This is a genomic window from Klebsiella sp. RC2 (assembly GCF_014192815.1).
Taxonomy (GTDB): Bacteria; Pseudomonadota; Gammaproteobacteria; order Enterobacterales; family Enterobacteriaceae; genus Klebsiella; species Klebsiella variicola.
Genome location: NZ_JACHYL010000011.1, coordinates 41,398 through 62,319, shown reverse-complemented (window position 1 = coordinate 62,319; position 20,922 = coordinate 41,398). Strand labels below are relative to the sequence as shown.

The window sequence follows — 20,922 nt, the reverse complement described above, 5'->3', positions numbered from 1 at the left end:
CATATCTTTTGTTGCCCTGTCTTCCGCCAGGGAGGGAGCTTGCTATGTTTGAATCATTGAAAACGCTGTGGAAAAAAGAGCAAAACCCGCTGCAGGATTATGATCAACAGTCCCGTCAGCTGGCGGAAGAGATCGCCAGACTGGAAGGCGAATTACAGCGCCAGCCCGATAATAGCGACGTGCAAAAAACATTGATGTTGACTTACAACCGGGCATTATCGGTATATGCCAAAAGTAAGAGCCACCGGCAGGATATCGATGCGCTGTTTCTGCAGATTGATAATTTACGCAATATTATTCGTCGCAATATCTAGGAACAGAGAATGACCATAAAAGAACTGCTTATTGAGGCCGATGCCATTCAGGTTGGCGTTGTGGAATCCGACTGGCAGCGGGTAATAAAGTTGGCTGCCCGCCCGCTGGAGGCGAAAGGCTTTATTTCGGCGGAATATAGCCAGGCGGTGATCGATAATACCTTGAATCATGGCGCTTATTACGTTTTTGATGAAGGGATTGCCATCCCCCATGCCCGCCCCGAGTGCGGCGTCAGACGCAACTGCTTTAGCCTGGTGGTGCTGAAAAAGCCCATCCCGTTTGCGGACAGTGAAAAGGCGGACATTGTTATTATGTTTGGTGCCCGGGACAGCAATGCGCATATCGAGGAGGGCATCCGTTCCATCGTCGCGCTGCTGGATAACAATGACACCATGGCCAAACTGCGGACGGCCCGCAGCCGGGAGGAGGTCGTCGCATTACTATGAACAGACATCTGACCCCAGGCTGCAAAACGGCCATATTAATCAACGGCATTCCGGCGTCGGGGAAGAGCACCATCACCCGTTTGCTGGCGGAGACCTTTAGTCTACCAGTGTTGACGATCGACGGCATTAAAGAGCCGTTTATGGCGCGCCTGGCCCCTGTCGACCGGCCGATGAATCGCCAGCTGGGCTGTGCGGCGTATGAGGTGATTTGGTCGATTGTCGGCGCGTCGCCTGCCAGCATGGTTTGGTTGATCGACGCCTGGTTCGGTTTTCAGCCGCGGGAGACCTTGCAGAGACTGCTACAGCAGGCGGGCGTGGAGCAGGTAATTGAGATCTGGAACCATATTACCCCGGAGCTGGCCGTCGCACGCTATGCCTCGCGGCTGGCGACGCGGCCGCCGGGCCACCCCGGCGAGGAGTATCTGCCGGAGCTGGCCCAGCTGGCCGGGCGGGCGCAGCCCATGTCTTTAGGGCCCGTATTGACGATAGACCAGCGGTATCCGCTGGAGATAAAACCGATTATTCACTGGCTTGAAGGCACGATCGCTGGAAAGCACGCCGGTTTGGCGGATTACGCTTACCCGCCCTAAGGCATACCCGCCAGGCGCAGCAGCGCGGTCACCACGGCGGCGGCGATAATCACGCCGATCAGCGGGACCTTGCGCCAGGCGAGGAACACGGCGACAGCCACACCCAGAACGCGCGCCATGCCGGCGAAATGCGCCCCTTCATAGAAGGTGGTGGCCAGGGCGACGGAAAAAAGCAGCACCGTCGCCGCATCGGAAAGCAGCGCCTGCGAGCGCTCGGAAAATGCCAGCCGATTGCCGAGCTTCGCGCCGCCGAGGCGCATCAGATAGGTTCCCAGCGACAGGATGGCGATACCGGCGATAAACAGCGTCATATTGCCCATTATTTTTTCCTCGACAGTAAACCAAACAGCGAAAGCAGCACCGGCAGCCCGGTGGGTACAAACGGTACGGCGGCAAGCGCCAGTGCGGCGCCGCTGGCGGCGCGGATCAGCGTAGTGCGGTTTTTAAAGGCCGGGATCACCAGCGCCAGCAGGATCGCCGGGAAGACCGCATCAAGCCCGATGGTTTCCGGCGCTGGCAGCAGTTTGCCGACGGCCGCGCCGGTTAGCGTGCCGAGGGGCCAGATCAGCGCGACGCCGGCGCCGCACAGCCAGTAGGCCGCTTTGCGCTGCGCAGGGGTGGGCTGCGACAAGCCAAAGACCACGCTCTCGTCGTTCATAATGTGGCACCCGATAAAGCTTAAGGCGCGCCGACCAACCAGTTCGCGCACGGTCACTCCGAACGGGATATGGCGCGCGTTGACTAACAGGCCAGCGGCAGCGGCGGCCAGTGGGCTACCGCCGCTGGCGATAATGCCGATAAACATGAATTCAGAAGCGCCTGCCAGCACGGACACCGAAAGCAAGAGCGGCACCCATAAGGGGAAGCCGTAAGCCACCGCCAGCGACCCATAGGACATACCCACCACCCCGACGGCAAGGCAGACCAAAACGATCGCTTTTATCGTGTCTCCGCTGAGACTGGAGAGAGTTTGTTTCATATCACTTAGCCATATCGAACGATTTCCCATTATAATGAACACATAATGAACGTTTTTCAAGACGAACGAATCGTTCGATATAAAAAACAAAGGGGCGGGTATGACACAGCCAATCAGCGTTATTGCCAAAAGCCTGGTGCGGGAGCGGGCGCGGACCGGTCTCTCGCTGGCGGAAGTCGCGCGTCGGGCGGGTATCGCAAAATCCACGCTATCGCAACTGGAGTCCGGCAACGGCAATCCGAGTCTGGAAACGCTGTGGTCGCTCTGCGTGGCGCTGGATATCCCGTTTGCCCGCCTGCTTGAGCCGCAGGTGAACAAAACGCAGGTGATCCGCCGCGGAGAGGGGACAAAGGTGGTGGCGGAGCAGGCGAACTATCAGGCCATTTTGCTGGCCGCTTGTCCGCCAGGCGCGCGTCGGGACATCTATTTACTGTTAACCCAGCCCGGCGCCGATCGTATTTCGCATCCGCATCCGCCAGGCTCGGTGGAACATATTATCGTCACCCAGGGGCGGGCGCGGGTAGGGCTGACGTCGGCGCCGGAAGAGCTCGGCGAGGGCGACTATATCTGCTACCCGGCGGATCAGGAGCATGTTTTTCAGGCGCTGGAGCCGGATACGCAGGCTCTGCTGATCGCTGAGCAAAACTGACATCGCGTCGGCGGGGGACGCGCGCTCGCTGGACGTCATAGCCATATTGCGGGAAACTAGCTTTCCTATGCGAAAACAGGGATTTTTATGTCGCTGAAAGCCATTGCCAAACAACTTGGGATCTCCGTCACGACCGTCAGCCGGGCGTTGAACGGCTATGACGATGTGTCACAGGAGACCCGCGCCCGGGTTGAGGCTGAAGCGCAGCGCCGGGGCTATCGCCCCAACACTTTCGCCCGCCGTCTGAAAATGGGCACCATTGATGCCGTTGGTCTCGTCTTTCCTGTCCGCCCCGTGCCGCTCAACAATAACGTTTTTCTTGAGATGGTTGGGGAGATCAGCCATGAGCTGGCGCGCCATGACATTGATTTGTTGCTGATCGCCGATGATGAACAGGCGGATAAACATGGCTATATGCGCATGGTGCAGGGCCGTCGCGTCGACGCTTTAATCGTGGCCCATACCCTGGATGACGATCCGCGGCTGGCGCAGCTGCAGGCCTCAGGCTTTCCGTTTCTGGCGCTTGGCCGTAGCCGCCTGGCACAGCCCTACGCCTGGTTTGATTTCGATAACTATGCCGGCACCTGCCGCGCCACCCGCCATCTGATTCAACAGGGCCACCAGCGTATCGCGCTGTTGGGCGAGAACAACAATCAGGCGTTTATTTTGCAACGGCGTAACGGCTACCTCGATGCTCTGCGCGAGGCGGGGTTATCCGATGCGTGGCTGCGTAGCGTGCCGGCGACGCGCCGCGGCGGCTATCAGGCCACGCTGGAGCTGCTGCGTCTGCCGGAGCCGCCTACCGCGATCATCACCGACTGCAACACCCATGGCGATGGCGCCGCCATGGCGCTCGCCCATCTGGGCCGTTTAACCGGCGACAACCGCGTCGCCCTGGTGGTGTATGACGGGCTGCCGCAGGACAGCATCATAGAGACCGATGTCGCCGCGGTGATCCAGTCCACGCGCCAGGGCGTGGGGCGGCAGATTGCCGATATGGTCCGCCGCTTAATTGCTGGCGAGGATCTGGCCTCGCTGCAGGTGCTCTGGCAGCCCGAATTCATCCCCGGCGAAACTGCCTGACCTGACCCCTTTTTAACCCGTAATTCTGAAGCCGATCACGAATCCGAAACGTTTTGGTTGGCATCCGAAACGTTTCGGATCAACAGTAAGACATTCCTTGTTATGGAGATGTCTGATGTCTGATTCGCTGATTCACCTGCAAAGTGCCGGTGCCGATGTTGTCATTAAAACTCGCCCTTTCGCCGAAATTGTCTACTGGGGGGCCCATTTAAGCCACTTTTCACCGCAGGATGCCGACAGCCTGACGCGCCCGGTCGCCAACGGCAGACTGGATGTCGATTCGCCAGTGACCTTAATGGCAGAGCTGGGCCATGGCCTGTTTGGTGCGCCGGGCATTGAAGGCCATCGTCAGGGTCTGGATGCCTCTCCGCTGTTCACCACCAGCGAAGTGCGGCACGAGGGCCAGACGCTGACCCTGGTCAGCGAAGATCCGCAGGCCGGCCTGCGTCTGCACAGCGAGATCGCGCTGGATGCCAGCGGCGTGCTGAGCGTGCGCCATGGCGTGACCAATCTGCGCGCCAGCCCATGGCAGGTGGATCGCCTGGCGGTCACATTGCCGGTCGCCGAACGCGCTCGCGAGGTGATGGCTTTCCATGGCCGCTGGATCCGCGAGTTTCAGCCTCACCGCCTGACGCTGGAGCACGACAGCTTTGTGCTGGAGAACCGCCGCGGGCGCACCTCTCACGAACATTTCCCGGCCCTGATCACCGGCAGCCGCGCCTTTAGCGAGATGCAGGGTGAAGTCTGGGGCGTACATCTGGCCTGGAGCGGTAACCATCGCCTGCGGACGGAGGTGAAAACCGATGGCCGTCGCTATCTGCAGGCCGAGGCGCTCTATCTGCCGGGCGAAATGGCGCTGGCGGAAGGGGAAACCTTGTGGACGCCGTACCTGTATGCCAGCTACTCGGCGAACGGGCTGAACGGCATGAGCCAGCAGTTCCATCGTTATCTGCGCGAACGGATTATTCGCTTCCCGGGCAACAAGCCGCGTCCGGTGCATCTCAACACCTGGGAGGGGATCTATTTCGACCACGACCCGGACTACATCATGCGTATGGCTGACGAGGCGGCGGCGCTGGGCGTCGAGCGCTTTATTATCGATGACGGCTGGTTTAAAGGGCGCAACGACGACTGGGCGGCGCTTGGGGACTGGTATCTTGATGAGAAAAAATACCCCTACGGCCTGACGCCGGTTATCGATCATGTGAAATCGCTGGGGATGGAATTCGGTATTTGGGTGGAGCCGGAAATGATTAACCCGGATTCCGATCTGTACCGGGCGCACCCGGACTGGGTGCTGGCGCTGCCGGGCTATACCCCGCTGACCGGCCGCCATCAGTTTGTCCTGAATCTTAACATTCCGGAAGCGTTTGATTATCTGCTGGAGCGGATGAGCTGGCTGCTGGGCGAGCACGCGGTGGACTACGTGAAGTGGGATATGAACCGCGAGCTGGTGCAGCCTGGGCATCAGGGACGCGCCGCCGCGGACGCGCAAACGCGCCAGTTCTACCGCCTGCTGGATACGCTGGTGGCCCGTTTCCCGCACATTGAATTTGAATCCTGCTCCTCCGGGGGCGGGCGGATCGATTATGAAGTCCTCAAGCGCAGCCATCGCTTCTGGGCGTCTGACAATAATGACGCCCTTGAGCGCAACACCATCCAGCGCGGCATGAGCTACTTCTTCCCGCCGGAGGTGATGGGCGCGCATATTGGCAATCGCCACTGTCATGCCACTTTCCGCCAGCACAGTATCGCCTTCCGCGGCCTGACGGCGCTGTTTGGTCATATGGGACTTGAGCTGGATCCGGTGAGCGCTGATGAAGAAGAGCGCGCCGGATACCGGAAATATGCGGCCCTGCATAAGCAGTGGCGCGACGTGATCCATCACGGCGTGCAGTGGCGGATGGATATGCCGGACGCCACCACTCTTGCCCATGGCGTCGTCAGCCCGGATAAAGCGCAGGCGATTTTCCTCATCAGCCAGCTGGCGATGCCGGACTACACCCTGATGGCGCCGCTGCGCCTGGCGGGGCTGGAGGCGAGCGCCCGCTATCAGGTGACGCTCCTCGATCATCCGAACATTCAGATAACCGGCGAGGGTGGCCACACCATGCGGAAGCTGCCGGCATGGATGACGACGCCGCAGACGGTGAGCGGTGAGTGGCTACAGCAGGCGGGGCTGGCGCTGCCCATCCTCGACCCGGAAAGCGCCATTCTGATTGGCCTGCAACGCGTGTGATGGTATCGGGCCGCGTCGCGGCCCTTCTTGAGGAAAATATAATGAACCCGACCGTCTGTACCCACAAAAACAACCCCAACTTCTGGATTTTCGGGCTGTTCTTCTTTCTCTACTTCTTCATCATGGCCACCTGCTTTCCGTTTCTGCCGATCTGGCTGTCGGACGTCATCGGCCTGAATAAAACCGAAACCGGCCTCGTTTTCTCCAGCCTGTCGCTGTTCGCCATCTGTTTCCAGCCGGTCCTCGGGGTGATCTCTGACAAGCTGGGGCTGAAAAAACACCTGATGTGGATCGTGACTGTTCTGCTGGTGCTGATTGCTCCCTTCTTCCTCTATGTTTTCGCTCCGCTGCTGAAAACCAACATCTGGCTCGGGGCGCTGAGCGGCGGCGCCTATATCGGCTTTGTATTCTCCGCAGGCGCCGGCGCGATGGAGGCCTATATCGAACGGGTAAGCCGCAACAGCGGGTTTGAATACGGCAAGGCGCGCACCTTTGGCTGTCTGGGATGGGCGCTGTGCGCGACCACCGCCGGAATGCTGTTCAGCATTAATCCCGAATGGGTGTTCTGGATGGGGTCGGCCGCCGCGCTGCTGTTGGTAGTGCTGGTGGCCATCGCCAAACCGCAGGCCAGTCAGTCCGCGCAGGTGATGGATTCGCTCGGCGCCAATCGCCCGGCGATCGATTTAAAAACGGCGGTGCGCATGTTCCGCCAGCGTAAGATGTGGATGTTTATTCTGTATGTCATCGGCGTGGCCTGCGTGTATGACGTTTTTGATCAGCAGTTCGCCACCTTTTTTAAATCGTTCTTCGCGACCCCGGAAGCGGGCACCCGCGCCTTTGGTTTCGCCACCACCGCGGGAGAAATATGTAACGCCATCATTATGTTCAGCTCGCCGTGGATTATTAACCGCATCGGGGCGAAGAATACCCTGCTGATCGCCGGGATGGTGATGGCGGCAAGAATGATTGGCTCTTCCTTCGCCACTACGGCCGCGGAAGTCATAGCGTTGAAAATGCTCCATGCGCTGGAGGTGCCGTTCCTGCTGGTGGGCGCCTTTAAATACATTACCGGTGTGTTTGATGTCCGGCTGTCGGCGACCATTTACCTGGTGGGCTTCCAGTTCGCCAAGCAGGTGGCGGCGATCTTCCTCTCCGCCTTCGCCGGCAATATGTACGATCGGATCGGCTTTCAGGATACCTATATGATCCTCGGCGGTATTGCCCTGACGGTTACCTTAATCTCAGCGTTTACGTTAGCGGGTAAGGCGAAAACCGAGCCGCTTCGGGATAATGCGATGACCGTTTAATCAACCGGCCTCCCGTCTGGAGGGAGGCCGGTTATTTTCACGCCAGATAAAACACTTCTTTGAGCTCCGCGCTCAGCGGGCTGTTATCCGGGTTGCTGGGCATCACCTCGCGCATGTATTTCCACCAGCGCTGGCACACTTCCGTGCTGGCGACCGCCTCCCAGCGGGCTTCCGACTCAATCTCCACCGTCGCGAACAACAGATGGCGTTCTTTATCGAGATAAATGGCGTAATGGTGCGCGCCGTGGTCCTTCAGCACTGCCTCCAGCTCCGGCCAGATGGGATTATGGCGGCGCTGGTACTCCTCGTGCGCGTCGGGGTTCACCTGCATGACGAAAGCTTTACGGATCATAAGGCCTCCAGATAGAGCTCGCGAACCTCATCGCGGCTGGCGGGGCGCGGGTTACACGGCGCGCACGGGTCGGCCAGCGCTTTATCCAGCCAGCCTTCGATATCGGCTTTGCTGACGCCAAGCTGGCTGAAACCCTGGGGGATCCCTACGCGTTTGCTCAGCGCGCGGATGGCATTGATGGCCTCCATGCTGGCAGCTTCATCGCTCATGCCGCGAGTATCGACGCCCATCGCCTGCGCCACGCGGGCGAAGCGCGCCACCGCGTTCGGGCGGTTAAAGTTTTCGATGATCGGCAGCAGGATGGCGTTGCACACCCCGTGCGGCAGGTTGTGGGTGGCGCCAGGCTGATGGGCCAGGGCGTGTACCAGCCCGAGACCGGCGCTGTTGAACGCCATGCCCGCCAGGTATTGGCCAAACGCCATCTGCTCGCGGGCCTGCAGATCTTGCCCATCGTCTACCGCTTTCGGCAGCCACAGGTTAATCAGGCGAATGGCCTCGAGGGCGTTGGCGTCGGTCAGGGGATGGGCGCCAACGGAGACAAAGGCCTCGATGGCGTGGGTCAGGGCGTCCATGCCGGTGGCGGCGGTAACGGCTGGCGGGATGTCGAGCATCACACTGGCGTCGTCGACGGCGATATCCGGGATCAGGTTCGGGTCGATAATCACCTCTTTTACCTGCCGCTCGCTATCGATAATCACTGCGTTGCTGGTCATCTCCGCCGCCGTGCCGGCGGTGGTGTTGATGGCCACCAGCGGCACGCCAGCGTTTTTCACTTTGCCGACGCCGGAGTAGGCGGTGGAGGGGCCAGGGTTGGCGGTGAGGATTTTTATCGCCTTGGCGGTATCAATCGGGCTGCCGCCGCCGAAGGCGATCAGGTAATCGCAGCGGGCCGCCTGGTACGCCGCATAGCCTTGCTGCACCAGCGCTTCGGTGGGATTGGGGTACACGCCGTCAAACAGCTGATAAGCCATCTGCTGTTCATCCAGCGCGGAAAACAGACTGTCCAGCAGGCCCAGCTTCACCAGTTGACCGTCGGTGACGATCAGCGCCTTGCCCCATTGTTTGCCCGCTACCAGCTTGACCATATCACCGATAGCGCCTGCGCCGTGGAGGCTGATTTTAGGTAGTGCCAACATAAAACTCATGATAATTCTCCTTAATGTTGATTTTGGGAAATCCGTTTCCCCTCACCCCAGCCCTCTCCCGCAGGGAGAGGGGGAAAACCGGTCCCGGACTACAGGCTGCCTGCGTGCGCCGGGCAGTCCCCTCTCCCTTGGGGAGAGGGCCAGGGTGAGGGGGAAATTAACATCGTCTTCGCTGCATCATCCGCCGGGTCATAATCGGCAGGGAGATCACCACGATCAGCATGGCGCCGATAATCACCGACATCACGATGCCGGGGACGTTCAGCAGGCTCAGGCCGAAGGTCACCAGCCCCATCAGAAAGGCGGCAATGATCACCCCGGGCATGCTGCCGGAGCCGCCAAGAATATTGACGCCGCCGAGCACCGCCATGGTGACAACCGCCAGCTCCCAGCCCATCGCCAGGGTAGGGCGGGTACTGCCGAGCCGTGAGGTCAGCAGGACCGCCGCCAGCCCGGCCATCAGCCCGACCAGCGCGAACAGCACCAGGTTATGACGCTTAACGTTGATCCCCGAAAACCAGGCGCCGGTCGGGTTATTGCCGATGGCGTAGGTCCGGCGACCAAAGTTGGTTTTATGCAGCAGGAAGGTGAAGGCGGCCGCGAGGAGGATAAACAGCGCAAACTCAAAAGAGAGCGCCCCCCACACGTAGCCCTGGCCGAACCAGGCAAAGCTCTCCGGATAGTGATTGAGCGCCTGATCGCCCAGCAGGATATAAGTGATGCCGCGATACAGGCTCATGGTGCCGATGGTGATCACAATGGACGACAGGTTAAAGCGAGTCACCAGCAAGCCGTTGAACAGGCCGCACAGCAGACCTACGCCCAGACCGATGACCACCAGCAGCGGCGTGTCCACCCCCGCTGCCGCGCAGAAGCCCATCACCGTTGAGCTGAGCGCCATCGTCGAGGCCACCGACAGATCGATTTCCCGGGCGATAATCAGCATCGCCATCGGCAGGACGACGATCGCCTTCTCGGTAAAGGTAAAGGTCGCGTCCGAGAGGTTCCAGATATTGAGGAAGTACGGGGAAGCCACCGCGTTGCCGATAAATACCGCCAGGGTTACCGCCAGTAAAAACCCTTCCCAGCACAGCAGGCGGCGCAGCGGCGACGGCGCGGCCGGGGTGTTTTTCATCTCTTCAGATACCATCATCTTGCTCATGATTTTACCGCCTGTTTCTGTCGGGCTAACGCCGCGTTGCGCAGGATTAACCGCCCGTGACCGCGATTGCCGCGCTCGTTGAGCAGCACCGCTATGACGATCACCGCCCCGGAGATCGCCATTTGCCAGAAGGGCGAGATGCCGATCACCGGCAGGGCGTTATTGATGACCCCGAGGAACAGCGCGCCGCACAGGCAGCCCAGCACCCGTCCGCTTCCGCCCATGGTACTGATACCGCCGATCACGCAGGCCGCGACCACCTGCAGTTCAAAGCCGTTCGCCACGTCGACATAGGCGACGGCGAAGCGCGAGATCCACAGATAGCCGCAGAAGCCGGCCAGCGCTCCGGAGAGACAGAAACTGACGAACTGCATTTTTCCGGCGTTAATGCCGGTGTAGTACGCCGCCGTCGCGTTGCCGCCTGCGGTGTATAAGGCCCGGCCGGTGCGGCTGTAGCGCAGGAAATAACCCACCAGCAGCAGCGCGGCGATGGCGCACCAGCTCAGAAGCGGTAATCCCATGAGCGTGCTGCGCGGCAGACTGAGAAAATCAGCGCTCATCTGATGTGAGTTAACCCAGCCGCCGTCAGTCAGCAGGAAGATAATGCCGCGATAAATGCTCATGGTGCCCAGGGTCACCACGATGGCGGGAATGCCGAGGCGCCAGACCAGCAGGCCGTTAATCATCCCCATCAGCAGGCCCAGCAGGGTTGCCAGTGCCAGCAGCGCCACCACCGGAATACCCGGATAGTGGGCGTTAAGCAGGGCGACGATCATCCCGGTCAGCGCCAGGTTGGCGGCCATCGACAGATCGATGCCTTTGGTGAGCAACACCATCATCTGCCCGAGGGCGAGGATGATAAGGATGGCGGTATCGTTAAACATCTCCACCAGATTGCCCGGTGAAACGAACGACGGCGCCCGGCTGCCGATGGCGCCGATCATCAAAATGATGACCACCGCCAGCAGCGCTTCGCGATGTTTAAGCCATGCGTGTCCCATCATGCCGCCTCCTGGCCGATGCTGCTGGCGGCGCTAACGATGGTTTCCGCTGTCGCTTCCCCGGCCTGGTATTCGGCGACCATCAGCCCTTTGTGCATCACGATAATCCGGTCGGCCATGCCCATCACTTCCGGCAGCTCTGACGAGACCATAATCACCGCCAGTCCCTGGCTGACCAGCTCGGACATAAACTGATGCACGGCGGCTTTTGAGCCGATATCGATGCCTTTGGTCGGCTCATCGAGGATAATCACCTCGGGATGGGTCGCCAGCCATTTGCCGATCACCACTTTCTGCTGGTTGCCGCCAGAGAGGGTCTCCACCGGCTGCCGCCAGCTGAAGGCTTTAACCTGCAGGCGCGAGGCGTACTCGTCCGCCAGCCGCCATTCCCGGGCGTCGTTCAGGACGCCGTTAGGATTGAGCTTGCTGAGCTGCGGCAGACTGATGTTCTGGGCGATGGGCAGGGCGATGATCGCCCCCTGTTTCTGCCGCTCTTCCGGCACGCAGACGATGCCCGCGCGGATGGCGTCGGCGGGCTGGCGAAAGCGCATGGGGCTGCCGTTCAGGCGGATCTCGCCGGAGGAGGGACGCGAGACACCGGAGAGCGCCTGCATCAGCTCGGTGCGTCCGGCGCCCACCAGGCCGTAAAAGCCGAGAATTTCGCCCTTGCGCAGGCGGAAGCTGATATGGGCAAACTCGGTAGGATGACAGAGATCGGTCACCTCCAGCACCGTTTCTCCGGGCGTGCAGTCGATTTTCGGGTAGGTTTGGGTGATCGCCCGGCCCACCATCATCGACACCATTCGCTCTTCGGTGATGTCGCTTATCGCCCCGGAGCTGACGTACACCCCATCGCGCAGGATGGTGTAATAATCGGCCAGCTCGAAAATTTCATCGAACTTATGCGAGATAAACAGGATCGCTTTGCCGTCCTGCTTCAGACGCTCAACGATGTGATAAAACTCCAGGATTTCATGCTGGGAGAGGGCGGCGGTCGGCTCATCGAGGATCACCACCTGGGCGTCGAAAGCCAGCGCCCGGGCAATCGCCACCATGTGCCGCTGGGCGATGCTGAGGGTTTTCAGCGTGGCCCGCGGGTCGATCTGGACTTCCAGCCGGGTGAGGATCTCGCTGGCTCTGCGGTGCATCGCCGGCCAGTCGAGCGTTTTTAACAGTCCCTTATACAGATACTGGCCGACGAAAATATTTTCACTGACCGAGAGTTCGTCAAACAGCACGGTTTCCTGGTGAATGGCGGTGATCCCTACCTTATGCGCCGATTCCGGCGTTGGCAGATGAATAGGGATCGCTTTATAGAGGATCTCGCCCTCTTCGGGCTGATAAATACCGGTCATCACTTTGACCAGCGTGGATTTCCCCGCGCCGTTTTCGCCGATTAAGGCGGTCACTTTGCCGGGCCAGAGATCAAGCTGCACGTTCTCAAGGGCGCGCACACCGGGAAAAATCTTGGTGATCCCCTTCAGCGACAGCAGTGGCGTTGATGCTGACATGATAGTTCTCCACAAAAATCACCCCTCACCCTAACCCTCTCCCCAAAGGGGCGTGGGAACGGTCCGGCGTCCGCTGGCCACATCGTGCAGAGGACCAGCCTTTCCCCCTCTCCCTCCGGGAGAGGGCCGGGGTGAGGGAACAAGGGTTAGAAAATTTTCGAGAACTTATCGATGTTGCTCGCATCGTAGACGAACGGCTCGGCCATCGCGCCATTCCCCTCAGCATCCAGCTTCACTTTGCCCAGCTTGCCCATACTGGCTTCGGTTTTGGTTGCCGTGCCTTTGACTAAATCGTCGGCCAGATAGGTGGCGGCGTAGCCCAGGTCAATCGGGTTCCAGATGGCGAAGCTTTTGCTGGCGCCGGACTTGATCGCGCCGGCCATTTCCGACGGCAGCCCCAGCCCGGTGACATAGACTTTGCCGATTTTGCCCTGATCCTTCACCGCCTGCGCGGCGGCAACAATGCCCACCGACGACGGCGAAACAATGACTTTCAGGTCCGGATATGATTTCAGCAGGCCCACCGCTTCGCGGTAGCTTTTATCCGACAGATCGTCCCCGTAGGCGACGGTGACCAGCTGTACGGACGGATACTGCGGCAGCACCTTTTTCATCTCCTCAATCCAGATGTTCTGGTTAGTGGAGGTTGGGGTGGCGCTTAACACGGCCACCTCGCCTTTCTCAACGTTCAGCGCCTTCAGCGCATCGGCGGCGAGCTTGACGTTGGTTTCGCCAATTAAGGCGTTATTCGAGGGGTTAAGATGGATCTGGCGGCCTGCCGGCGCCACGCCGGAGTCCCACGAGACCACCTTGATGCCGCGCTGCATCGCTTTTTTCAGCACCGGTACCACGGCGTCCGGATCGTTGGCGGAAATGGCGATCGCATCCACGCCCTGGGCGATCAACCCGTTCAGCACATCGATCTGCGCTTCGGCGGTGGTAGTGGTCGGGCCGGTGTAGATCACTTTGACATCACCTAACTCTTTGGCTGCCTGTTGGGCGCCAACGTTGGCGGCTTCGAAGAAGCCATTTCCCAGCGATTTCGCCACAAGGGCGATCTTAACTTCTGCTAAGGCGGAACCGGACAACGCCAGGGCGGCAACGGTGAGGATCAAGCTTGTCTTTGTTTTCATTGCTTTTACTCCACATGAGTTAGTTTTGTAGGGTTTGCAGGTGATGTTTCGCCCCGTCTCGGTGAGCGGGGCGCGATGTTGTTATGGATAAAGATCTAAAGCGGACTGCAGCGGCTGCACGTTGAAGCGTTTGCCAAGGGCGATAAGCTCTTCGCGGGTGATGGTCTGCTTCATCCCGCCCATGGACAAGACTTTCACCAGCACTTCGGCGGACTTCTCGGCGGTGTCGATCAGGCCGAAGGTCTCATCCAGCGTGGGGCCGCTGCCGAAGACGCCGTGGAATGGCCACAGCACCAGCGAGTGTTTTTGCATGGTTTCGGCGGTCGCCTGGCCGATTTCATCGGTGCCCGGCACCATCCACGGCAGAATGCCGACGCCGTCCGGGAAGACCACCAGACATTCGGTGCTACCTTCCCACAGCTTGCGGGTGAACAGATCGCTGTGGTTCTCCAGAACATAGGTCAGGGCGATCAGGTTGGTGGCATGGCAGTGCATGATCACCCGGTCTTTGCCGCCGGTCAGTTTGATGCGCTCGCTATGCGACAGGAAGTGTGCCGGCAGCTCGGAGGTCGGTACGGCATCCTCGGTGAGGCCCCACAGGATATGGTATCCCGCGCCATCGCTGTCGACCTTTACCACGCCGAGGTTAGCGGCCGGGTCGAGCTGGACGTTACGGAAGAATTTGCCGGAGCCGGTGACGATAAATGGCTGGTTGGCCAGGATTGGCATCGGCTGGCTGAGGGCGATGTAACGCGGTTTGGCGTGGAAATCCGCCGCATAAGGTTCGATATCCGCTTCATCCAGACGCAGCGTCAGGTTGCCGCCGTTGCGTTCGTCCCAGCCTTTCAGCCAGGCGTCGGAGGTGGCTTTGATCATGCCCTGGACGAACCAGGCGTCGATAATGGTCTGCATAGTCTTGTCTTTCCTGTTGATTTGGTGGGGGTAGCCCCTCACCCTAACCCTCTCCCCACAGGGGAGAGGGAACTGTTCGGTGCGCTCTGGCAACATCGCGCAGTTCGTAGCCCGGGTAAGGCGTCAGCCGCGACCCGGGAAAGCCCGTGCATTACCCGCGCTGGCTCAGAACCGCATTCTCATAAGCCCGTACGTTGTCCAGCCACTGACTGCCCGCCGGCGTGTCGTGACGCTGACAGTACATCTCCCAGATGGCCTGCCATGGCAGCGATTTTTGCTCTTCGAGCAGCGCCAGGCGGGCGGTGTAATCGCCGTCGTTCTCCAGCTGACGAAGCTGAGCGGTCGGTTCCAGCAGGGCGCGCAGCAGCGCTTTTTTCATATTGCGGGTACCAATCACCCAGGCTGCGATGCGGTTGATGGAGGCATCGAAGAAGTCGAGGCCGATGTGCACGCGGTCAAACAGGTTATGGCGAATGATTTCACTGGCGATGGCCTGGGTTTCATCATCCAGCAGCACCACGTGGTCGCTGTCCCAACGTACCGGGCGGCTGACGTGCAGCAGCAGGCGCGGGATGTAGAGCATGGCGGCAGAGATTTTGTCGGAGATCACTTCCGTCGGGTGGAAATGGCCGGCATCGAGACACAGCGCCGTCTGGCGGCTGGTGGCGTAGCCCATATAGAACTCGTTGGAGCCAACGGTGTAGCTTTCGGCGCCGATGCCGAACAGCTTGCTCTCCACGGCGTCAATATGGTGCGCCGGGTCGAGCTTCTCGCTGATCACTTCATCAAGGGCATTCAGCAACCGCTGGCGCGGCGCGAAGCGGTCAACGGTAATATCTTTCATGCCGTCCGGCACCCAGATATTCATCACCGATGGGGTACCCAGCTGTTCGCCAAAATAAGCGGATACGCGACGGCTGGCTTTGCAGTGGTCGATCCAGAACTGGCGGATCTCATCGTTGGCGTGCGACAGGGTAAAGCCGTCGGCGCTCAGCGGATGCGAGAAGCAGGAGGGGTTGAAATCCAGCCCCAGTTTGTTGGCTTTCGCCCACGTAACCCAGTTTTTAAAGTGCTCCGGCTTAATCTCATTGCGCGCTACCGGCGCGTCGGATTCCAGGTAAATAGCGTGCAGGTTGAGACGCTTTGGTCCCGGGATCAGGCTCAGCGCCTGCTCAAGGTCGGCGCGTAGCTCTTCAGCATTGCGCGCTTTGCCCGGGTAGTTGCCGGTCGCCTGGATGCCGCCGGTCAGGCTTCCCGCCGGGTTTTCGAAACCGGCGACGTCGTCACCCTGCCAGCAGTGCATGGAGACGGGCAGACGGTCCAGCTGGCGCAGGGCCTCCTCGACATCCACGCCGACGGCGGCGTAGCGCTGCTTAGCAATTTCCCAGGCTTGTTCAAGTTGAGTGGTCATGCGCAAAGCTCCTTGGTCTGTTGTGGCTGAAACTGCGCCACGAAACGGGCAATTTCACTATCAGGATTGGGGGTAAAAGCGGTGAGCGCCGCGTTGTCGCGCACCACTTGACGAAACTCATCGACATTGGCCAGCTCGTCGAGGGTCATTAACTGGATGCCGATATTGCCGAGGGTGGAGGCTTCTATCGGGCCGGCCACGACGGCGATCCCGCAGGCGTCAGCGCACAGCTGGTTAAGCAGCGCGTTCTGGCAGCCGCCGCCGACGATATGCAACTGGCTGAAGGGCTGGCCGCGCAGCGCCGCCAGCTCGTTAAGCACCCGGGCGTAGAGCAGCGCCAGGCTGTCGAAAATGCAGCGCGCCAGCTCGGCATCGCTTTCAGGAACGGGCTGCCCGGCGTCGCGACAGGCGGCCTGGATCTCGGCGCTCATACTGGCCGGGTTGATAAAGCGGTCATCGTTGCAGTCAATCATGAAGCGGCACGCCGGTAGCGCGGCGGTGCGGGCGATCAGCCCCTGCAGGTCGCTGACGTGTTGTTCTTTCAGCACCCGCTGCAGCAGCCACAGGCCCATGATATTTTTCAGCACCCGGTAGCGGCCTTCGGCTCCGCCTTCGTTGGTGATATTGGCCTGCAGCGCCGCGTCGCAGGTGTATGGAGTCAGGCTTTCAAACCCCATCAGCGACCAGGTGCCGGAGGAGAGATAGGCGGCATGGCGGTCGGCCAGCGGGGAGGCGATCACCGCGCTGGCGGTGTCGTGGCTGGCGACAGCGACCACCGGAATACGGTTGCCCTGCGGGCAGATCCAGTGACCAATCACATTGCCGGGGTGGGTCGGCGTTCCGAACCACGCCAACGGCGCGCCGGTCCAGTTCAGCAGCGTCTCATCCCAGCTATCGCTATTGATGTTAACCAGCTGGGTGGTGGTGGCGTTGGTATATTCCCAGTTCAGATTGCCGGTCAGGCGGAAGCTGAAATAGTCGGGGATCAGCAGGGCATGCGCGGCCTGACTGACCAGCTCCGGCTGCTGCTCCACCAGGGCGCGCAGCTGGTAAAGGGTGTTAAACGGCAGAAACTGAATACCACTGCGGCGATAGATCTCCGCCCGGCCCAGCTGTTCTTCAGCGTGACGTAGCAGGCCCTGGGTGCGGTCGTCGCGATAGGAGATCGGCAGTCCGACGCGCTGGCCCTGCTTATCCAGCAGGACATAATCCACCCCCCAGGTATCGATGCCGATACTGTCGATCAGGATGCCCTGCTCACACACTTTCTCCAGCCCGCGACGGATCTCGCCTTCCAGGCTATCCACATCCCAGCAGTCGAAGCCATCCACCTTCTGCAGGCTGTTGGTGAAGCGATGAATTTCCCGCAGGGTCAGGGCGCGTGGCCCGGACTGATAGCTGGCGAGCATCACCCGCCCGCTGGAGGCGCCTAAATCGACGGCGACACAATGACGAATACTCATGGAAAGACCCTTCTTAAAATCATTGTCCGCAGTCTAAAAAAGGCCGCTTACTGACACCTTCTCGCTACGGACAGTCAAAACTGGCCGCTGGCAAGAAAGCAAAGGTGACCGTGAGGGAAATCACAATTTGCGGTTTTAGGGGGTGGCGAGGGGGATGTGATGGCGTCCGCAGTTCCGTATCTTTCCGGCTGATTCTTGAAAAAGCGGCAGGATTTACGAATTTCATGGTCAAAAATTGAAGGCCGGATAGCCAACCCTTCATTACTATCAGCCGGTGACTGATAATTTTTCTCATTACGAGGGTGGCATCATGACCATATTGCACAGTACGGATTTCTTTAAGGCCGGGATCTCGACGGTGGCTATTGAACCCCGCCTCCCTCAGTCGGCCTTTCCGGAACATCACCATGATTTCCATGAAATTGTCATCGTGGAGCAGGGCACGGGTATTCACGTCTTCAATGGTCAGCCCTATACCATCGGCGGCGGTTCGGTCTGCTTTATTCGCGATCACGACCGGCATCTGTACGAGCATACGGATAACCTGTGTCTGACCAACGTGCTCTATCGCGCGCCGGATGCGTTTCGTTTTCTCGCCGGGGTCAGCCAACTGCTGCCCCAGGAACAGGAGGGGAACTACCCGTCGCACTGGCGGGTGAACCAGACGGTCCTGCAGCAGGTTCGGCATATCGTGGCGCAGATGGAGGCCATGGGGAGCGAAACGGATACCCATGCCGTCGCCAGCCGTGAGATCCTGTTTATGCAGCTGCTGGTGCTGTTGCGTAAAAGCAGTCTTGCGGAAGAGGCTACCAACAATGATGCGCGGCTGAATCAGCTGCTGGCCTGGCTGGAAGATCATTTTGCCCAGGAGATCTGCTGGGAGGAGGTGGCGGCGCAGTTTTCGCTGTCGCTGCGTACCCTGCACCGCCAGCTGAAGCAGCAGACCGGCCTGACGCCGCAGCGCTATCTTAATCGGGTGCGCCTGATGAAGGCCCGGCATCTGCTGCGCCACAGCGATGAAAGCGTGACTGATATCGCTTTTCGCTGCGGCTTCGGCGACAGTAACCACTTTTCGACGCTTTTTCGCCGCGAATTTGACTGGTCGCCGCGCGATATCCGCCAGGGCCGCGACGCCATTCTTCAGTAACGCGAGAAGAGTCAACGTATTGCGGGCTAAAAACGCGAATAATGCGCCCTTATCCGCGTTTGGAGTGTGAGCCGTGGCCGGTCTGATTCTACGTAAAGAGGAGTTTTTCCCTTCCGCCACGCAGGCAGTGGCGGTGGCTGACCGCTACCCGCAAAATGTTTTTGCCGAGCATACCCACGAGTTCTGCGAGCTGGTGCTGGTGTGGCGCGGCAACGGGCTGCACGTCCTTAACGATCGCCCCTGGCGCATTACCCGCGGCGATCTGTTCTATATTCGCGCCGAAGATAAACACTCCTATGCTTCGGTTAATGATTTAGTCCTGCAGAACATCATCTATTGCCCGGAGCGGCTGCAGCTCAATTTTGACTGGGCGGGGACGATCCCTGGCCTCTTTGGCACGCCGTGGAAGCCCCACTGGCGCATGGGCAGCACAGGTATGGCGCAGGCGCGCCAGGTGATTAGCCAGCTTGAGCATGAGTGCGCCCGGCGCGACGCGCAGGGAAATGCGATGGCCGAACTGCTTTTTGCCCAGCTGGCGCTGACGTTGCAGCGCCATCGCTACGCGACGGATGATCCCGCGGCGACGCAGCGCGAAGCGCTGCTGGACAAACTGCTGGCCGCGCTGGCGGCCAGCCTCAGCCGCCCCTTTGTTCTGGAGCGTTTCTGCGAGCAGGAGGGCGGCAGCGAGCGGGCGCTTCGCCAGCAGTTTCGCCAGCAAACCGGGATGACCATCAATCACTATTTACGCCAGCTGCGGATCTGCCATGCGCAGTATCTGCTGCAGCATACCGAGCGCTTAATCGGCGATATCGCCATGCAGTGCGGCTTTGAGGACAGTAACTACTTTTCGGTGGTTTTTAGCCGGGAAATCGGCATGTCGCCGGGGCAGTGGCGGCAGCGCAGTCGCGCCGCCGCCTGAAGACCGTCGTTGTCTGGCTGATGACCCGGTGGTTAACTGGCCATCCCCAGACCGACGATATTGGCGGCGATGATGATCACCACGCAGCCGAGGCTCAGGACGCTCACCGGACGACGACCGGCGTTGTTCCACTCCTTCAGCACCAGACCCACCAGACCGCCGCACAGCACGTAGAAACTCATGTGCAGCATCCAGCTCATATAGTCATATTGCGCCGGAATGCTGGCGTGGCCCCAGGCATAGAAGAAGAACTGGAGATACCACATCAGGCCGCCGAGGGCGGAGAGCAGAAGGTTGCTGATGATGAGCGGTTTGGCCAGCGAGAAATCGGCTTTGACTGACAGGTTCTTCACTTTCGCCAGACGAATAAAGCAGAAGCCGAGGTTGACCAGCGCCCCGCCGCCCATAATGACTACGTAGCTTGGCAGCGCCGCGTACAGCGGGTCGACGCCGAGCGCTGCGGCGGCGTCATGCATCGGTTTGGCGGCGTTCATCGCGAACGACATCCCTGCGGAGAAGATACCGCACATCACCGCCAGCAGAAGTCCTTTCTTCAGATTGAACTCTTCGGCTTTGATGCCCATTTTGCGCTCTTTCAGCTGGCCTGCGCGGGTGACGATGCCGACGCCAATCACCGCCACCAGCACGCCGAGCAGCGTCATTTGACCGCCCTGGGTGTGCATCAGCACCGAAAACTGACCGTTAATAATCGGCGTCATCAGCGTGCCGACAATCAGCGTGATGCCAATGGCGATGCCAATCCCCATCGACATGCCAAGATAGCGCATGGTCAGGCCATAGTTGATATTACCGATGCCCCACATGGCGCCGAACAGGAAGACCGGTAGCAGCGTGGAGGCGTTAAAGGAGCGGTAGTAGGCCCAGAAGTCGGGTAACAGCGTGGCGCTGATGGCCCAGGGCAGGATCAGCCAGGAGACGATCCCTCCAACCGACCACATGGTTTCCCACGACCAGTGTTTTACTTTTTTGAACGGGGCATAGAAACAGGCGGCACTGGCGGCCCCTATCAAATGCCAAAAAATACCCATCGTAATCGCGTGGTTCATTGATTTTATCCTCATCTTTTTTATCGGAGACGGCGGCTTCCGATGTGATGAGTGTAAAAATTAGCCGCTTTGGCCGCCTTCAAGCCGTTGC

The 20,922-nt window shown here is 59.9% G+C and carries 21 protein-coding genes; 9 read left to right on the top strand and 12 right to left on the bottom strand.

From position 1 onward, the window contains the following. The first annotated feature begins 44 nt into the window (after positions 1 to 44). The 3 genes from FHW76_RS25075 to FHW76_RS25065 are packed head-to-tail and all read left to right on the top strand — an operon-like array spanning position 45 to position 1,351. On the top strand, positions 45 to 314 hold the full coding sequence (locus tag FHW76_RS25075; protein WP_002882858.1) for a hypothetical protein: 270 nt from the start codon (positions 45 to 47) through the stop codon (positions 312 to 314). 9 nt (positions 315 to 323) lie between these two features. Continuing rightward, positions 324 to 761 (top strand): PTS sugar transporter subunit IIA, encoded by a 438-nt coding sequence (locus tag FHW76_RS25070; protein WP_008807895.1) that lies wholly within the window; start codon positions 324 to 326, stop codon positions 759 to 761. Then, the gene (locus FHW76_RS25065; RefSeq protein WP_008807894.1) at positions 758 to 1,351 is read left to right on the top strand and encodes an ATPase AAA; all 594 of its coding nucleotides are present in this window, start codon (positions 758 to 760) and stop codon (positions 1,349 to 1,351) included. Before FHW76_RS25070 ends, FHW76_RS25065 begins: the two co-directional genes overlap by 4 nt. On the opposite strand, the gene FHW76_RS25060 is transcribed toward FHW76_RS25065, so the two are convergent. After that, entirely contained in the window at positions 1,348 to 1,671 is a 324-nt protein-coding gene (locus FHW76_RS25060) for an AzlD domain-containing protein (protein WP_008807893.1), read from the bottom strand. The genes FHW76_RS25065 and FHW76_RS25060 overlap by 4 nt on opposite strands. Continuing rightward, positions 1,671 to 2,330, bottom strand: a complete 660-nt coding sequence (locus FHW76_RS25055; protein ID WP_008807892.1) for an AzlC family ABC transporter permease — start codon at positions 2,328 to 2,330, stop codon at positions 1,671 to 1,673. The genes FHW76_RS25060 and FHW76_RS25055 overlap by 1 nt, the downstream gene beginning before the upstream one ends. Positions 2,331 to 2,430: 100 nt before the next feature. Here FHW76_RS25055 and FHW76_RS25050 point away from each other — a divergent pair, with 100 nt between their 5' ends. The 4 genes from FHW76_RS25050 (at position 2,431) to FHW76_RS25035 (ending at position 7,608) form a co-directional block, all read left to right on the top strand. Continuing rightward, on the top strand, positions 2,431 to 2,979 hold the full coding sequence (locus FHW76_RS25050; protein ID WP_002882865.1) for a helix-turn-helix domain-containing protein: 549 nt from the start codon (positions 2,431 to 2,433) through the stop codon (positions 2,977 to 2,979). Positions 2,980 to 3,066: 87 nt separating this feature from the next. After that, entirely contained in the window at positions 3,067 to 4,062 is a 996-nt protein-coding gene (locus tag FHW76_RS25045) for a substrate-binding domain-containing protein (RefSeq protein ID WP_012969229.1), read from the top strand. Positions 4,063 to 4,177: 115 nt separating this feature from the next. Beyond that, positions 4,178 to 6,301, top strand: coding sequence for an alpha-galactosidase (locus FHW76_RS25040; protein ID WP_183477072.1), 2,124 nt, complete (start codon positions 4,178 to 4,180; stop codon positions 6,299 to 6,301). 41 nt (positions 6,302 to 6,342) lie between these two features. Next, positions 6,343 to 7,608: an MFS transporter gene (locus tag FHW76_RS25035; protein ID WP_023323425.1), complete on the top strand. Its 1,266-nt coding sequence runs from the start codon at positions 6,343 to 6,345 to the stop codon at positions 7,606 to 7,608. Positions 7,609 to 7,645: 37 nt separating this feature from the next. Here FHW76_RS25035 and rhaM read toward each other — a convergent pair whose 3' ends face one another. The 9 genes from rhaM to rhaB form a co-directional block, all read right to left on the bottom strand. Next, the gene (gene rhaM, locus FHW76_RS25030) at positions 7,646 to 7,960 is read right to left on the bottom strand and encodes an L-rhamnose mutarotase (protein ID WP_002882870.1); all 315 of its coding nucleotides are present in this window, start codon (positions 7,958 to 7,960) and stop codon (positions 7,646 to 7,648) included. Beyond that, on the bottom strand, positions 7,957 to 9,105 hold the full coding sequence (gene fucO / locus FHW76_RS25025; protein ID WP_048963688.1) for a lactaldehyde reductase: 1,149 nt from the start codon (positions 9,103 to 9,105) through the stop codon (positions 7,957 to 7,959). The genes rhaM and fucO overlap by 4 nt, the downstream gene beginning before the upstream one ends. Before the next feature lie 157 nt (positions 9,106 to 9,262). Beyond that, positions 9,263 to 10,267: an ABC transporter permease gene (locus FHW76_RS25020; RefSeq protein ID WP_110209758.1), complete on the bottom strand. Its 1,005-nt coding sequence runs from the start codon at positions 10,265 to 10,267 to the stop codon at positions 9,263 to 9,265. Further along, positions 10,264 to 11,271 (bottom strand): ABC transporter permease, encoded by a 1,008-nt coding sequence (locus FHW76_RS25015; RefSeq protein ID WP_162993312.1) that lies wholly within the window; start codon positions 11,269 to 11,271, stop codon positions 10,264 to 10,266. The genes FHW76_RS25020 and FHW76_RS25015 overlap by 4 nt, the downstream gene beginning before the upstream one ends. After that, on the bottom strand, positions 11,268 to 12,779 hold the full coding sequence (locus tag FHW76_RS25010; RefSeq protein ID WP_183477070.1) for a sugar ABC transporter ATP-binding protein: 1,512 nt from the start codon (positions 12,777 to 12,779) through the stop codon (positions 11,268 to 11,270). The genes FHW76_RS25015 and FHW76_RS25010 overlap by 4 nt, the downstream gene beginning before the upstream one ends. 146 nt (positions 12,780 to 12,925) lie before the next feature. Further along, a complete protein-coding gene (gene rhaS, locus FHW76_RS25005; protein ID WP_008807884.1) occupies positions 12,926 to 13,912 on the bottom strand; it encodes a rhamnose ABC transporter substrate-binding protein in 987 nt (328 codons plus the stop codon). Positions 13,913 to 13,993: 81 nt separating this feature from the next. Continuing rightward, positions 13,994 to 14,824, bottom strand: a complete 831-nt coding sequence (rhaD, locus tag FHW76_RS25000; protein ID WP_008807883.1) for a rhamnulose-1-phosphate aldolase — start codon at positions 14,822 to 14,824, stop codon at positions 13,994 to 13,996. 151 nt (positions 14,825 to 14,975) lie between these two features. Next, complete coding sequence (gene rhaA, locus FHW76_RS24995; protein WP_012543272.1) at positions 14,976 to 16,235, bottom strand: L-rhamnose isomerase; 1,260 nt, start codon at positions 16,233 to 16,235, stop codon at positions 14,976 to 14,978. Continuing rightward, positions 16,232 to 17,698, bottom strand: coding sequence for a rhamnulokinase (gene rhaB, locus FHW76_RS24990; protein ID WP_012543271.1), 1,467 nt, complete (start codon positions 17,696 to 17,698; stop codon positions 16,232 to 16,234). Before rhaB ends, rhaA begins: the two co-directional genes overlap by 4 nt. A gap of 310 nt (positions 17,699 to 18,008) precedes the next feature. Here rhaB and rhaS (FHW76_RS24985) point away from each other — a divergent pair, with 310 nt between their 5' ends. Together rhaS (FHW76_RS24985) and rhaR are read left to right on the top strand one after the other, a co-directional pair. Then, a complete protein-coding gene (gene rhaS, locus FHW76_RS24985) occupies positions 18,009 to 18,845 on the top strand; it encodes an HTH-type transcriptional activator RhaS (protein WP_008807880.1) in 837 nt (278 codons plus the stop codon). 73 nt (positions 18,846 to 18,918) lie between these two features. Further along, on the top strand, positions 18,919 to 19,764 hold the full coding sequence (gene rhaR, locus FHW76_RS24980; RefSeq protein ID WP_008807878.1) for an HTH-type transcriptional activator RhaR: 846 nt from the start codon (positions 18,919 to 18,921) through the stop codon (positions 19,762 to 19,764). A 32-nt stretch (positions 19,765 to 19,796) separates the two neighbouring features. Here rhaR and rhaT read toward each other — a convergent pair whose 3' ends face one another. After that, positions 19,797 to 20,831: an L-rhamnose/proton symporter RhaT gene (gene rhaT, locus FHW76_RS24975; protein ID WP_012543269.1), complete on the bottom strand. Its 1,035-nt coding sequence runs from the start codon at positions 20,829 to 20,831 to the stop codon at positions 19,797 to 19,799. Between the last annotated feature and the right edge of the window lie 91 nt (positions 20,832 to 20,922).

What these genes read in the sequence shown, in the direction of transcription:
- FHW76_RS25075 (WP_002882858.1), top strand. Translation starts at nt 45, where the DNA reads ATGTTTGAATCATTGAAAACGCTGTGGAAAAAAGAGCAAAACCCGCTG.
- FHW76_RS25070 (WP_008807895.1), top strand. Translation starts at nt 324, where the DNA reads ATGACCATAAAAGAACTGCTTATTGAGGCCGATGCCATTCAGGTTGGC.
- FHW76_RS25065 (WP_008807894.1), top strand. Translation starts at nt 758, where the DNA reads ATGAACAGACATCTGACCCCAGGCTGCAAAACGGCCATATTAATCAAC.
- FHW76_RS25060 (WP_008807893.1), bottom strand. Translation starts at nt 1,671, where the DNA reads ATGGGCAATATGACGCTGTTTATCGCCGGTATCGCCATCCTGTCGCTG.
- FHW76_RS25055 (WP_008807892.1), bottom strand. Translation starts at nt 2,330, where the DNA reads ATGAAACAAACTCTCTCCAGTCTCAGCGGAGACACGATAAAAGCGATC.
- FHW76_RS25050 (WP_002882865.1), top strand. Translation starts at nt 2,431, where the DNA reads ATGACACAGCCAATCAGCGTTATTGCCAAAAGCCTGGTGCGGGAGCGG.
- FHW76_RS25045 (WP_012969229.1), top strand. Translation starts at nt 3,067, where the DNA reads ATGTCGCTGAAAGCCATTGCCAAACAACTTGGGATCTCCGTCACGACC.
- FHW76_RS25040 (WP_183477072.1), top strand. Translation starts at nt 4,178, where the DNA reads ATGTCTGATTCGCTGATTCACCTGCAAAGTGCCGGTGCCGATGTTGTC.
- FHW76_RS25035 (WP_023323425.1), top strand. Translation starts at nt 6,343, where the DNA reads ATGAACCCGACCGTCTGTACCCACAAAAACAACCCCAACTTCTGGATT.
- rhaM (WP_002882870.1), bottom strand. Translation starts at nt 7,960, where the DNA reads ATGATCCGTAAAGCTTTCGTCATGCAGGTGAACCCCGACGCGCACGAG.
- fucO (WP_048963688.1), bottom strand. Translation starts at nt 9,105, where the DNA reads ATGAGTTTTATGTTGGCACTACCTAAAATCAGCCTCCACGGCGCAGGC.
- FHW76_RS25020 (WP_110209758.1), bottom strand. Translation starts at nt 10,267, where the DNA reads ATGAGCAAGATGATGGTATCTGAAGAGATGAAAAACACCCCGGCCGCG.
- FHW76_RS25015 (WP_162993312.1), bottom strand. Translation starts at nt 11,271, where the DNA reads ATGATGGGACACGCATGGCTTAAACATCGCGAAGCGCTGCTGGCGGTG.
- FHW76_RS25010 (WP_183477070.1), bottom strand. Translation starts at nt 12,779, where the DNA reads ATGTCAGCATCAACGCCACTGCTGTCGCTGAAGGGGATCACCAAGATT.
- rhaS (WP_008807884.1), bottom strand. Translation starts at nt 13,912, where the DNA reads ATGAAAACAAAGACAAGCTTGATCCTCACCGTTGCCGCCCTGGCGTTG.
- rhaD (WP_008807883.1), bottom strand. Translation starts at nt 14,824, where the DNA reads ATGCAGACCATTATCGACGCCTGGTTCGTCCAGGGCATGATCAAAGCC.
- rhaA (WP_012543272.1), bottom strand. Translation starts at nt 16,235, where the DNA reads ATGACCACTCAACTTGAACAAGCCTGGGAAATTGCTAAGCAGCGCTAC.
- rhaB (WP_012543271.1), bottom strand. Translation starts at nt 17,698, where the DNA reads ATGAGTATTCGTCATTGTGTCGCCGTCGATTTAGGCGCCTCCAGCGGG.
- rhaS (WP_008807880.1), top strand. Translation starts at nt 18,009, where the DNA reads ATGACCATATTGCACAGTACGGATTTCTTTAAGGCCGGGATCTCGACG.
- rhaT (WP_012543269.1), bottom strand. Translation starts at nt 20,831, where the DNA reads ATGAACCACGCGATTACGATGGGTATTTTTTGGCATTTGATAGGGGCC.